Source organism: Cupriavidus necator (assembly GCF_013141915.1).
GTDB lineage: Bacteria > Pseudomonadota > Gammaproteobacteria > Burkholderiales > Burkholderiaceae > Cupriavidus > Cupriavidus necator_B.
Map to the genome: position 1 here is coordinate 1 of NZ_SROX01000015.1, position 12,605 is coordinate 12,605.

Below are 12,605 nucleotides of genomic sequence, written 5' to 3' on the forward strand. Positions count from 1 at the left end.
GCAGGCCAAGCCGGATCAGACTCTCCGCGGTCGCAACAATGGCTTCATCTCTCGAACACGGCGACCATGCGAGTCTGCCCAACTACAGCCGTGTGCCTAAGGAAGAGCGACGCGTGAGCTATCGCACTATAGCTATTGCGCGGGCCAACGGCCTTCGACCGCTTTGAGCGTCTGTTGATGGAGTCAAAAGAGTCCTGGAACACGACGCGATCAATGACCGCAATTGGCCAAAGGCGGCCGATCATCGCTCGCCAGGCCGGCAGCGACCACGGACTACCGCTTCCGACCCTACTGGGACATTCCGCCTCATAACGCCAAAGGCCAGTTTCGGCCGATAAAGAGACGGCCGCAGATCTCGCTATGAAGACGGCTGCCGAACCTTCGAATTCTCCAGCGCAGGACCTGAACTGGACCGTTGCTTTGTACCGGACGCGCTCCGAAATGCGCAAGCGCCGCTTGATAATCGATCTCGTCAAGATGCGCGCGCCAAGCGTAATGGCCACTATCAGCGGGGGGATTGAGTGGGGCGAACTGAGGGACTGTACGACGGGTGGTGTGAGGCCACCAAGGTTGCGCGCCGAATGCGGGCACCCCGTCATTATCGGGACACGGGGCCAGAGAGCGCGCGGTTCTGGAGTGGCTTCGTGCTGTCGTCCTGCGACAGCGGATCGAGAACTAGGGCGCGCTGCGCGGGGCGATCGAGAAGGGAGTCGCCCGCCGGCGCAAGAACGGGCTGTTGGCCGGCAAGGGCGCGCGATAGGGCAATCACGACCGGCTTTGGAACGCTGTGATCGCGGAACCCACCTCGAGCGGTATCGGCAACCCACCCTACGACCCCACCGGCAATGCAGTCGAAGTTCTGTGCACCTTTGCGGGCATCGAGCGAACCTGACGTGGCCCCGATGGAACGCGCGGATGCGCGGCGAGATTGACGGGGGGATCTCTATGCGGGGAAATCCCAGGCGGCGGCGCGCAACTGCCGCGCCGTACACCGAGATCAAACCGCCGGTTGCAATGGAGGTTACAGCCGCGTAGCCGACTTCCTTGCGCCTGGCGCTGACAGCAGTGAATGTGGGATGGCTGGCGGCCCATGATCTGGCGGTGCCTCCTGACACTGAATTTCTAGGGATATTCAGTCCGCGGTTGCAGATCAGGTGCCAGCACAAACTTATCACAATGTGGACGGCCATCTTTGCTCAAATGCTTTGTTCCGAGATAGTCGGGGACGCGCGATTATGCGCCAACACATTCGTCTGGATGAAACCCAGTACCACGGAAAATGGAGGGCACGCTGATGAGCGATTTAGCTTCTTCAATGTCGCCGCATGACGCATCGTCAGGATCGCGAACCCATCATGACCACTGACATTCCCCTGCTGCTTGAGCGCGACGGCGCGGTGGCCTCAATCTGCTTCAACCGGCCGGCGGCGCTCAATGCCATCGACCCGCCTATGGCGCGCGCGTTTCTCTCCGCTGTACGCGAATTGGCCGCCGACCCCGGCGTGCGCGCCGTGATCATGCGCGGCGCTGGAAACGGCTTCATGGCCGGCGGCGACCTGGCCGTGCTCAGTGCCGACCCGCAGCGCGGCGCGGCTGAGCTGATCGGCCCCCTGCACGAAGCCGTGCGGGTGCTAGACACCATGGACGCCCCGCTTGTTGCGCAGGTCCATGGCGTGGCGGCCGGCGCGGGACTGAGCTTGATTCTGCAAGCGGACTTCGTGTTGGCCGCCGCCGGCACGCGCTTCAACCTCGCGTACGCGAACATCGGCGCCAGCTGCGACGTCGGCGCATCGTGGGCTTTGCCGCGTCAGGTGGGGCTGAGGCGCGCGCTGGAAATTGCGCTGCTCAGCGACACGCATGACGCCGACGCCGCTGAGCGCATGGGGTTGATCAACCGTGTGGTGCCGGCCGCTGAGCTGGGGGCCGAGGCGTTGGCACTGGCGCACCGGTTGGCGAGTGGCCCAACCCTGGCCTTTGGTCACCTGCGCCGGTTGATGCGCAGCTCCATCGACCGCAACCTGGCGGGCCAGCTCGACGCCGAGGCGGCTGGCTTTCAAGCCTGTGCTGCCACCGACGACTTCCGGATCGGCGTTGACGCCTTCCGAAATCGGAAGACGCCGTCCTTCACCGGGCGCTGAGTTCTTCTTTTTTTGCTGTTTCTTTCGATCCCTCGGACCCAGGAGACTCGAACCCATGACCTCCCGCGACATCTTCGTAATTGGCACCGCCCGCACCGCCATTGGCACCTTCGGCGGCGCGCTCAAGGATGTGCCCAACACGCAACTGGCCACCACCGCAGTGCAAGCGGCCATCGAGCGGAGCGGCGTGCCAGCCGATGCCATCGGCCACGTCGTGATGGGCAACGTAATCCCCACGGATGTGAAGGACGCCTACCTCAGCCGCGTGGCCGCTATCGACGCCGGTTGCAGAGTCGAGACGCCGGCCTTCAACGTCAATCGTCTATGTGGCTCCGGCTTACAGGCGATCGTATCGGCGGCGCAGGCCATCGCGGTCGGCGATTGCAGTATTGCCATCGGCGGCGGCTCCGAATCGATGAGCCGGGGGCCGTATCTCGATACTTCAGCGCGCTACGGCGCGCGCATGGGCGACGCGGTGCTACTCGACTACATGTTGGGGATCCTGCACGACCCGTGGGAGAACATCCATATGGGCATCACGGCCGAGAACGTTGCCGTGCGCTACAACATCTCTCGCGAACGCATGGACGAACTCGCCGCGCGTAGCCAGCGGCGCGCATCGGAAGCCATCACTGCGGGCCGCTTCAAAGAGCAGATCGTTCCGGTGGAAATCAGGACGCGCAAGGGCGCAACCGTGTTCGACACCGACGAGCACGTGCGCGCCGATATCACGGTCGAAGTGCTGGCGAAGATGAAGCCGGCGTTCAAAAAGGACGGCCTGGTGACCGCCGGCAACGCCTCAGGTATCAACGACGGCGCAGCCGCGGTAGTCCTCGCCGACGCTGACCGCGTGCGCTCCCTTGGCCTGCGGCCGCTTGCACGCTTGGTGGGCTACGCGCATGCAGGTGTTGAGCCGGCCTACATGGGGATCGGTCCGGTGCCGGCGACACGAAACGTGATGGAGCGCACTGGGCTGAAGGTGACCGATTTCGACGTCATCGAGTCGAACGAGGCCTTTGCGGCGCAGGCCTGCGCGGTGATGCAGGAACTGGGCCTCGACCCGGAGAAGGTAAATCCCAATGGATCGGGCATTTCGCTCGGCCATCCGGTGGGCGCGACCGGCGCCATCATTATGGTCAAGGCCATCGCCGAGTTGCAGCGGACCGGCGGCCGCTATGCGCTGGTGACGATGTGCATCGGCGGTGGCCAAGGCATCGCGGCGGTCTTCGAACGGGTCTGAGGATCGGTTCGAAATTTGCACTCGCCGTGAACTGCCTACTTCGGCCGAGTGGCGGCCAAGCACATCGAGCGCGTTCAACCGTCTTTGGACGTTCTCTGACCACTGGCTAGCTCAAGCACAATGTCGAGGACTTCAGCATGAGGTTTTCGCGTCGATCAGAGAATGTCCAGCGAAGACTGGATTCGCTCAATGTGCGTCGCGATGGAGAGGGCCGCAATCTGTTGCTGTTCCCTTGACATCCGACTTTCGATGGAAGAAGTGGTGATTGCGCCCACGACGTTGCCGCTCGCGTTGCGCATGGCCACTCCGACCCCGACGACGCCTGGCACGTTGTAGTGTCCGATGACGGCATGACCGCGGAGTTGGGTTGCACGAATGAGCGCCCGCAGCGTGGACTCGGTGAGCGAGCCGTACTCTGCTAGCCGCTTTGCATTCGCGCGGATGCATTCGTTTTGCTCGTCCAGAGGCAACGTGGACAGGATCGCGAGACCCCCTGCGCCTGCGCCCAAAGGGTTCCTGCTACCGACGTTTACCGTCAACACCTGCACCGGGTACGAGCCAAGCACACGGGCCAGGCAGATCGTTTCGTACCCCAGGCGAGCAATGAGGAATGCGCTGTTTCCCGTCTCCTCTGAAACAGCTCTCAGGACTGGTTCACACACCGTCCTCAGGTCGGCCCGATCAGCAAAGGCAGCTGCCATCACGCGGCAGTAATCGCCCAGCACATAGCGCTTCGACCCAGCGGGCCGTTTCAATAAGCCCTGCCGTTCCAGAGCCTGGACGATGCGGTGCACCGTCGGACGCTCGAGTTCGCTGATCGCCACAAGTTCGGCCACCGTCAGCCCATGGGCTCCATGGGCAACCACGTGCTTCAAAAGACCGACTGTGCGATCGATGCTCTGCGTCCCGCGATAGTCCGTACTGTTCATGATTCCGATCATAGCATGGACAGCATGGGCGGTGAAGCGTGATTTCTGCGCGTTTATTCGGTCGTTCGCAGGAGAAAATATCCATATGGTGGACATGCTGATTTGGGATCCGAACACCTGGACCTACGATTCCCCTGACGAGTTCGAGATCCATCTCGATCGCTTCACGCCCCTCACTGAAATGGAGCACTGCATGACCAACATGACCAAGCCCGCCGAGCGCAAATACTGGCGCACCGCCATCGGTGACCCCAGCCCCCATGAAGGCACGATGGTCAGGGGTTACGACGTCCTCACCGATTTGGTGGGCAAGATCGACTTCGGCGCCATGGTGTACCTGCTGTACAAGGGCGAACTGCCCAAGGGCAACGAGTCCAAGATCATCAACGCGATGTTCATCTCGGTCGCCGACCACGGCATTTCACCGTCCTCGACAGTGACCCGTTTTGTGCAGGCAGCCGGCGTGCCGATCCAGTGCGCGGTCGCGGCCGGTGCCATGATGTTTGGCGACGTACACGGAGGCGCCGGCGAAGAGTTCTCCCGCTACATCCAGGAGCTGGTGTCCCTGGCTGCTTCGAGCGGTCGCACCTATGAGGATGTAGCGACCGAGTACGTGGCCAACCACAAGCGGCTGGATGGCTTCGGTCATCCGCAGCATGCCGAGGGCGATCCTCGCGGCAAGGTGCTGTTCGCTCTGGCCGAAGAGTATGGGATCGCAGGTGACCATGTGCGGATGACGCGCGAGCTGGAGAAGGCGCTCATCAAGAAGAAGAACCGACCGCTGCTGGCGAACATCGATGCGGCGGTTGGCGCAATCATCTCGGACATGGGATTCGACTGGCGGCTGGCTCGCGCCTTCATTGTCGTTCCGCGCACCGCGGGCTTGTTCGCCCACGCATTCGAAGAAAAGGTGCGGGAGCCGGGCTGGCGCCAGATCACCCTGGACCAGGTCGAGTACGACGGCCCTGCCCGCCGCAAGAACGAAAACCCCAGCGCGATCTGATCGCGCCCGCTTCGACAACCGTAGCAGTCGTCGGCACCCCCCATTGACATCTTCATCACCTGGATTGGAAAGACTATGACCACCCCCGTCGCAATCGTCGGCATTGGCATGACCTCGTTCGGAAAGTTCATGGACCGTTCGGTCAGAACTTCCGCGGAAGAAGCGGTACGCAACGCCCTGGCCGATGCCGGCATCGGAGCCGAGCGCGTCGACCGCGTCTTTTTCGGCAACGCAGCAGCCGGCCTCATCACGGGCCAGGAAATGGTGCGTGCGCAAGCCGCTCTGCGCTACACCGGCCTGCTCGGCAAGCCGATGGTCAGCGTCGAGAACGCTTGCGCGACCGGCAGCACGGCCTTTCACCTCGCCTGGCACTCCGTGGCCAGCGGCCAGTCGGACGTGGCCATGGCTGTCGGTGCGGAAAAACTGAGCCACCCCGACAAGGCCGTGTCCTTCGGCGCGTTCGGCGGCGCGGTGGACAAGGAAGATGTCATGCCGGCGCACATCGGCTCCGGCAGCGGATCCATCTTCATGGACATTTACGCGGAACGCACGCGGCGCTACATGAAGGCGACCGGAACGACGCCAGAGGACTTCGCCCGGATCACCGTCAAGAGCCGGCGTGCCGGCGCCCTGAACCCGTACGCGCAGTTCCGCAAGGAGACGACGGTCGAAGAGGTCCTGGCCGCCCGCATGATCAGCGAGCCGCTGACGCTGCCGATGTGCTCGTCGATCGGGGACGGCGCCGCCGCGATCGTTCTCGTCTCGAGCCGTGTCGCGGCACAGCTGACGGGGAGCCGGCCGGTGTGGGTTGCAAGCTCCGTCCTCTTGTCCGGGATGGCGGACCCCACCAAGCCGAGCGCTTCGGTCAGCGCCGCGAAGGCCGCCTACAAGGAAGCCTCGATCGGGCCGGACGAGGTCCATGTCGCTGAGGTCCACGATGCATCGGCTCCCGGTGAGCTCATCAACTACGAAGTCGTGCAGTTCTGTCCCGAGGGACAGGGCGTCGAGCTGCTGCGCAGCGGTGCTACGGACATCGGCGGCCGGATCTCCGTCAACCCGAGCGGCGGCCTGCTCAGCAGGGGCCATCCGATCGGCGCCACCGGTGCGGCTCAGATCGCCGAACTGGTCCAGCAACTGCGCGGCGAAGCAGGGGCGCGGCAGCGGCCGGGTGCCAAGGTTGCTCTGGCACAAAACTCGGGTGGCCAAGTCGGTCACGAGTCCGCGGTAGCGGTGGTCTCCATCCTCACGGCATGAAGGAAGCAGCAATGACGCAACGACTGCAAGGCAAAGTAATCGTGGTGACCGGCGCAGGCGCCGGGGTGGGCAAGGAGATCGCACTCGAGGCGGCACGCCAGGGCGCGAAGGTTGTCGTGAACGACCTGGGTGTGAACATGGAGGGCGACGGCGAGCGTAGTGCCGGGCCGGCCCAGCAGACGGCGGACCAGATTCGCGCCGCGGGCGGCGAGGCCAGCGCCAACACCGACAGCGTGGCCGAGTGGAATTCGGCACAACAAATCGTGCAGCAGGCGATCGATCTGTACGGACGCGTCGACGGCCTGGTGAACAACGCCGGCAACCTGCGCGATGGGTACTTCCACAAGATGTCGGAGGAAGACTTCGACGCGGTGGTGAAGGTGCACCTGAAGGGCTGCTTCAACATGGCCCGTGCCGTTGCACCCCACTTCAGAAGCCAGGAGTCCGGTGCCATCGTGCACATGACGTCGACCTCGGGCTTGATCGGCAACGGCGCGCAGGCCAACTACGCCGCCGCCAAGATGGGCATCGTCGGCCTGTCGAAATCGATCGCGCTGGACATGGAGCGCTTCCACGTGCGGTCGAACTGCATTGCGCCATTCGCGTTCACCCGCATGGTGAGCTCGATCCCGACCGACAACCCCGAGGGCCTCGCCCGCACGCTGGTCAACCAGCGCATGGAGGTCGCCAAGATCGCGCCGTTCACCTGTGCGCTGCTTACCGACGAAGCCAGTGGCGTGACCGGACAGATCTTCGGCGTTCGCAGCAACGAGATCTACCTGTTCTCGCAGCCGCGACCGATCCGCACCGCCCACCGCGGCGAAGGCTGGACCGTCGACACCTGCCTTGAGGTGGCGCTGCCCACGATGAAGCCCTCGTTCTATCCGCTGGACAAGTCGCGCGACATCTTCACCTGGGATCCCGTTTAAAGCGACAGAGCCCACCACCAGGAGATAAGCGATGAGTGAAGAGACGCGTGACATGCTGCATGAAGCGGCCCTGCGGATATTCGCGGACAAGCCCCAGGACCTGTGGGCAGTTCTGCAAGAATCCGGATTCGACAAGGCCTTGCTGCCCGAGAGCAAGGGGGGCGCCGGCGTGAGCTGGGCAGATGCTTGCGGGCTGCTGTCACTTGCCGGTGAGCATGCCGCGGCTGTTCCGCTGGCCGAAGCGATGGTTGGACACTGGCTGATGGACCACGCCGGCGTCGAGGGCGCGAGCTCGCCGACCATTGCGTCATCGGTGCACTCCGAGCAGATCCGGCTGGGTTCCGCCCGCGACGGCTGGCGCGTCGATGGCACGCTCCCCCGTGTCCCATGGGGCGACACATGCACGCATGTCGCCTTCATCGTGGGGTCCGGCACCGCTGCGCAATTGATCGTCGTTGCCCGTGATGCGGCGGGCGTCTCCATCACATCGGGCCGCAATCTCGCCGGAGAGCCGCGCGATACCCTGGTGCTCGATGGAGTCGTGCCGCAGGCGGTGGCTCCCGCGCCGTTCGACGCGCGTGCGCTGCTCTGCCTTGCAGCCATCCTGCGCAGTGCGCTCATGGCCGGAGCGATCGAACGGACTCTTGCTCTCTGCGTCGAGTACGCCAACCTTCGCGTGCAGTTCGGCCGACCGATCGGCAAGTTCCAGGCGGTGCAACAGAACATCGCACTTCTGGCGACGCAGGCGGCAGCCGCGCATGCGGCCGCCGAAGCCGGCAGCGAAGCGATCGATGAATGGTTTGGCGAGGTGGGCGAACCCGTGGGCGAACCCCTTACGCACAGCATTGCCGCCGCCAGCGCCAAGATCCGAACCGGTGAAGCAGCAGGCCAGGCCTGCGCGATTGCGCACCAGACCTTCGGTGCCATCGGCTTCACCGAAGAGCACGAACTGCACCATTTCACCAAGCGGCTCTGGTCCTGGAGAGACGAGTTCGGCAACGAGGCGTTCTGGTCTCGCGAGTTGGGCGAGCGACTCCTGGCCGGTGATTCCACGCAGTCTCTTTGGCGCGCCATGGTGCCCATGGCCACGGTCGCGCGTGGCGCAACAGAAGAAGCAGGAGCCGCACGATGAACAAGCTTTCCTTTCCGCGCCCGCGGCATTCCGACATCGGTGAGGCGCTGCGTGCCGAAGTTCGAGAGTTCCTCGACGGCTGGCACGGCAATCGTCACGGAGCCGCTTCTTTCGGCGGCTTCGATCCCGAGTTCAGCGAAGCGCTCGGCAAACGTGGCTGGATCGGCATGGGCTTTCCAAAGCACTATGGCGGCGGCGGCTACGGCTTGATGGAGCGCCTGGTCGTTCTGGAGGAGCTGCTCGCCGTGCGCGCACCGGTCTTTGCGCATGCGGTGGCCGAGCGCCAGAGCGGGCCGCTGCTGTTGCGCTTCGGCAGCGAGCGCCAGCGCGAGGAAATCATTCCCCGGATCGCCGCTGGGAAGTGCTACTTCTGCATCGGCTTGAGCGAACCGGACTCGGGGTCGGATCTCGCATCGGTGCGCACGCGCGCCACCAAGGTGGACGGCGGCTGGCTGGTGAACGGTGCCAAGATCTGGACGTCGAGTGCGCACCGCACGCACTACATGATCCTGCTGTGCCGTACAGCGCCCGCGAGTGAAGTGCGGCAGGCCGGCTTGAGCCAGTTCCTGGTCGACATGAAGACGCCCGGCATCACATGCCGGCCCATCGTCAACATCGCTGGAGACGCAGACTTCAACGAAGTCCATTTCCAGGATGTGTTCCTCGCTGACGATGCCCTCATCGGCGTCGAGGGCCAGGGCTGGCAACAGGTCACGAGCGAGCTGACGTTCGAGCGCAGCGGCCCCGACCGGTTTATGTCCCACATGGGCGCGGTCGAGGAATTCGTTGCCGCGCTCAAGCAGCAGCCGTCGACCGAAGGCGCGCGGACCGTAGGGCGTCTGGTGGCCCACCTCTCGACGCTGCGGCGGATGTCGCGTTCGATCACCACGATGCTCGCCGACGAGCAGGACGCCCCGCTGCATGCTGCCCTGGTCAAAGACCTCGGCTCCTGCTTCGAGCAGGAGATTCCCGAGACCCTTCGACTGGCTCTGCCGACCGAGCCTGATACCGGCGCCACCAACGGGTACAGCGCCGCGCTGGCCAACGTGATCCTGCACGCGCCGTCCTGCACGATCCGCGGTGGCACGAAGGAAGTGCTGCGCGGCATCGTCGCCAAGTCCCTTGGACTGCGTTGAGCAGATCCGATCCAACTTTCAACACCCAATCCTCGAAGGCTGAACATGGAAACCGCACTGAACACCGAAGAACTCGATCAACAACAGCGCGACGCGGTGCTGTGGTTGAAGCTCAATCGTCCACAGGCGTTGAACTCGCTGACCCTGTCGCTCGTCAATGCATTGACGCAGGCGATCGAAGATGCCCAGGGCGACCCGGAAGTACGCGTGATCGTCCTGACGGGCGAGGGCCGGGCGTTCTGCGCCGGCGCCGATCTGAAGGACCCGGCCCGCAGCCGCCCGGAGAGCGGTGCCGAGTTCGTGAAGGCGATCGGCAGCCTGACCGAGCTGATCGAAGCGTCCACCAAGCCTGTCATCGCGGCCATCAACGGGATCGCGGTGGCGGGTGGACTAGAACTCGTGCTCGCCTGTGACCTGGTCATCGCAGCCGAGTCCGCCCGCATCGGCGATGCCCATTCGAACTACGCCCTGTTTCCCGGCGCAGGCGCCACCGCGCGCTTGCCGCGCAAGGTGGGACTGAATAACGCCAAGCTGCTGATGTTCACGGGCGACATGCATCCGGCCAGCGAGTGGAAGGCCCTAGGCCTTGTTAACCTGGTGGTCGCCGACGACGGCTTCATCGGCGCCGTGGAGGCGCTGGCCAAGAAGCTCGCGGCCAAGAGCCCGCTGGTGCTGGGCCGCATGAAGCAGGCGCTCAATGATGCGCTGGATCAGCCGCTGTCCATCGGGCTGCGCTATGAGCGTGCCTTGAGCAACTTGCACCATTTCTCTGCGGACCGGGTCGAAGGGCTCGCCGCGTTCAAGGAAAAGCGCGCCCCTCGGTTCACGGGCAACTGAGTCTTCACCGATGTGCGGTGTCTTGATATCGACGACTTGAAGGAAACAGAAGTATGGAACCGAAAGACAAAGGCCCGTTGGCCGGCATCCGCGTGATCGACATCGGCACGATGGTTGCGGGTCCCGTCGCTGCAACGCTGCTGGCAGACCTCGGTGCGGACGTGATCAAGATCGAGCAGCCGGGCCGCGGGGACTCTCTGCGCCATATCGGGCCGGCGGTGCAAGGCGAGAGCCTTTGGTGGAACGTCGAAGGGCGCAACAAGAAGTCCGTGACGCTCGATCTGCACCATCCCGAAGGCCAGCGGATTCTGAAGGAAATGTTGAAGCACGCCGATGTGCTGGTGGAGAACTTCCGCCCCGGCATCCTGGGCAAGTGGAACCTCTCGTGGGAGCATCTGAAGCAAGTCAACCCAAGGCTCGTGATGCTGAGTGTGTCCGGCTATGGCCAGACCGGCCCGTACGCGAACCGGGCGGGTTACGACCGCATTGCCCTGGCGATGGGTGGCACGCTGAACGCCACGGGCTATCCGGACCGCGCTCCGGTCAAGCTGGGCACGGCGATGGCCGACTACTCGACGGCGTTGTTTGGCGCGTTCGGAGTCATGGTGGCGCTCTACCACCGGGATACGCGCGGCGGCGAAGGTCAGCAGATCGATCTGTCGTTGTACGAGACGGTGTTCCGCTTCACCGACGTGATGGTCACAGCCTACGACAAGATGGGACTGCCGCGCGAGCGCACGGGCAACCTGCACTTCGCTGCAGCCCCGGGCGACCATTTCGAAACCTGCGATGGACGCTACATCGTCCTGACCGTGTCCAACGACCGCATGTTCGGCCGGCTGTGCGAAGCCATTCCGGCCCTGGGCGGTGAAGAGCGCTATTCGACCCATTTGAAACGCACGGCGTGCGTCGAGGAGCTCAACGTCATCGTCGCCGCTTGGATCAAGTCGCTGCCGGTGCTGGAGGTGTGCCGGATCCTCGAAGAGAAGGGCCTCGCTTACTCGTTGATCTACTCGATCAAGGACATCGTTGCAGACCCGCACTACGAGGCCCGGGGCACCATCGCCAGCGTCGAGCACCCGCAGATCGGCGAGCTGAAGATGCCGGCCGTGCAACCGCGGTTCAGCGGGACACCGTCCCCGCAGATCAAGCCAGCGCCCGCCCTGGGTGCGGATACCGACGAGATCCTGCGCCAACTGGTAGGGCTCTCGGCCGGGCGGATCGCCGAGCTGCGCCAGGCGGGCACGGTCTGAGATGCCGAACACCATGGAGACACCCATGACCATGTCCCAGGTCGACGCAGTCGTTCAGGATCCGACCAGCGTGGTAGCGGCCATCGAAAGCCGCTTCTCGTGCCGTGCGTTCTTGCGCGACAAGCCGGTCTCGCGCCAGCAAGTCGAAGAAATCCTGCGGCTCGCAAGTTGCGCGGCGTCCAGCACGAACACCCAGCCGTGGAAGGTGTACGTACTGCAGGGCGATCGTCGGGATGCACTCGTGGCGCAGGTCTGTGCTGCGCACGATGCGACCCTTGCAAACTTCACCGCCGAGTACGGTGAGGTGGACGGCTACTACCCTTCTGAGTGGGTCTCGCCGTACATCGATCGGCGACGTCACAACGGCTGGACCTTGTACGGTCACCTTGGAATCGGAAAAGGCGAGAAGGACAAGATGCATGCGCAGGGACAACGGAACTACCGCTTTTTCGACGCGCCGGTCGGCCTCATGTTCACCATCGACCGCGTCATGGGCCGAGGCTCGCTGATCGACTACGGCATGTTCCTGCAGACGCTGATGCTGGCGGCGCGCGCCCTTGGCCTGCACACCTGCCCCCAGGCGGCTTGGAACAATTGCGCAAAGATCGTCCTGCCATTTATCGGCGCAGGTGCCAACGAAATGTTGGTGTGCGGCATGGCGCTGGGCTACGCAGACGAGTCGGCGCCAGTGAACACCTACAGAACCCCGCGAGAGGCGGTCGAGAGTTTCACCCGATGGATCTGAGGCAGCCGC

At 64.0% G+C, this 12,605-nt stretch carries 11 protein-coding genes; 10 read left to right on the plus strand and 1 reads right to left on the minus strand.

The genetic code is table 11. The annotated features are described in order from the left end of the window. Positions 1-1,355: 1,355 nt before the first annotated feature. Both E5S69_RS23325 and E5S69_RS23330 read left to right on the plus strand, forming a co-directional pair. Entirely contained in the window at positions 1,356-2,138 is a 783-nt protein-coding gene (locus E5S69_RS23325) for an enoyl-CoA hydratase/isomerase family protein (RefSeq protein ID WP_171516966.1), read from the plus strand. Positions 2,139-2,193: 55 nt separating this feature from the next. Continuing rightward, on the plus strand, positions 2,194-3,378 hold the full coding sequence (locus tag E5S69_RS23330) for an acetyl-CoA C-acyltransferase family protein (protein WP_171516967.1): 1,185 nt from the start codon (positions 2,194-2,196) through the stop codon (positions 3,376-3,378). A gap of 155 nt (positions 3,379-3,533) precedes the next feature. Here E5S69_RS23330 and E5S69_RS23335 read toward each other — a convergent pair whose 3' ends face one another. Further along, complete coding sequence (locus tag E5S69_RS23335) at positions 3,534-4,307, minus strand: IclR family transcriptional regulator (protein WP_236901416.1); 774 nt, start codon at positions 4,305-4,307, stop codon at positions 3,534-3,536. On the opposite strand from E5S69_RS23335, the gene E5S69_RS23340 reads away from it, so the two are divergent. From E5S69_RS23340 to E5S69_RS23375, 8 genes are all read left to right on the plus strand, one after another. Then, positions 4,306-5,310 (plus strand): citryl-CoA lyase, encoded by a 1,005-nt coding sequence (locus E5S69_RS23340; RefSeq protein WP_236901417.1) that lies wholly within the window; start codon positions 4,306-4,308, stop codon positions 5,308-5,310. The genes E5S69_RS23335 and E5S69_RS23340 overlap by 2 nt on opposite strands. A 75-nt stretch (positions 5,311-5,385) precedes the next feature. Beyond that, entirely contained in the window at positions 5,386-6,564 is a 1,179-nt protein-coding gene (locus E5S69_RS23345) for a thiolase family protein (RefSeq protein ID WP_171516968.1), read from the plus strand. 11 nt (positions 6,565-6,575) lie between these two features. After that, positions 6,576-7,493 (plus strand): SDR family NAD(P)-dependent oxidoreductase, encoded by a 918-nt coding sequence (locus tag E5S69_RS23350; protein ID WP_171516969.1) that lies wholly within the window; start codon positions 6,576-6,578, stop codon positions 7,491-7,493. Positions 7,494-7,524: 31 nt separating this feature from the next. Continuing rightward, positions 7,525-8,625 carry an acyl-CoA dehydrogenase family protein gene (locus E5S69_RS23355; RefSeq protein WP_171516970.1) on the plus strand — a complete coding sequence of 367 codons (1,101 nt, stop codon included), beginning with the start codon at positions 7,525-7,527 and terminating at the stop codon, positions 8,623-8,625. Continuing rightward, complete coding sequence (locus tag E5S69_RS23360; protein ID WP_171516971.1) at positions 8,622-9,761, plus strand: acyl-CoA dehydrogenase family protein; 1,140 nt, start codon at positions 8,622-8,624, stop codon at positions 9,759-9,761. Before E5S69_RS23355 ends, E5S69_RS23360 begins: the two co-directional genes overlap by 4 nt. Before the next feature lie 45 nt (positions 9,762-9,806). Beyond that, positions 9,807-10,598: an enoyl-CoA hydratase/isomerase family protein gene (locus tag E5S69_RS23365; RefSeq protein ID WP_171516972.1), complete on the plus strand. Its 792-nt coding sequence runs from the start codon at positions 9,807-9,809 to the stop codon at positions 10,596-10,598. A 53-nt stretch (positions 10,599-10,651) separates the two neighbouring features. Further along, positions 10,652-11,851 (plus strand): CaiB/BaiF CoA transferase family protein, encoded by a 1,200-nt coding sequence (locus tag E5S69_RS23370; RefSeq protein ID WP_171516973.1) that lies wholly within the window; start codon positions 10,652-10,654, stop codon positions 11,849-11,851. A gap of 25 nt (positions 11,852-11,876) precedes the next feature. Then, complete coding sequence (locus tag E5S69_RS23375; RefSeq protein WP_423766664.1) at positions 11,877-12,596, plus strand: nitroreductase; 720 nt, start codon at positions 11,877-11,879, stop codon at positions 12,594-12,596. Positions 12,597-12,605 lie beyond the last annotated feature (9 nt).

Coding starts and splice junctions, on each gene's coding strand:
- E5S69_RS23350 (WP_171516969.1), top strand. CDS start 6,576: ATGACGCAACGACTGCAAGGCAAAGTAATCGTGGTGACCGGCGCAGGC.
- E5S69_RS23365 (WP_171516972.1), top strand. CDS start 9,807: ATGGAAACCGCACTGAACACCGAAGAACTCGATCAACAACAGCGCGAC.
- E5S69_RS23340 (WP_236901417.1), top strand. CDS start 4,306: ATGATTCCGATCATAGCATGGACAGCATGGGCGGTGAAGCGTGATTTC.
- E5S69_RS23325 (WP_171516966.1), top strand. CDS start 1,356: ATGACCACTGACATTCCCCTGCTGCTTGAGCGCGACGGCGCGGTGGCC.
- E5S69_RS23330 (WP_171516967.1), top strand. CDS start 2,194: ATGACCTCCCGCGACATCTTCGTAATTGGCACCGCCCGCACCGCCATT.
- E5S69_RS23375 (WP_423766664.1), top strand. CDS start 11,877: ATGACCATGTCCCAGGTCGACGCAGTCGTTCAGGATCCGACCAGCGTG.
- E5S69_RS23355 (WP_171516970.1), top strand. CDS start 7,525: ATGAGTGAAGAGACGCGTGACATGCTGCATGAAGCGGCCCTGCGGATA.
- E5S69_RS23370 (WP_171516973.1), top strand. CDS start 10,652: ATGGAACCGAAAGACAAAGGCCCGTTGGCCGGCATCCGCGTGATCGAC.
- E5S69_RS23345 (WP_171516968.1), top strand. CDS start 5,386: ATGACCACCCCCGTCGCAATCGTCGGCATTGGCATGACCTCGTTCGGA.
- E5S69_RS23360 (WP_171516971.1), top strand. CDS start 8,622: ATGAACAAGCTTTCCTTTCCGCGCCCGCGGCATTCCGACATCGGTGAG.
- E5S69_RS23335 (WP_236901416.1), bottom strand. CDS start 4,307: ATGAACAGTACGGACTATCGCGGGACGCAGAGCATCGATCGCACAGTC.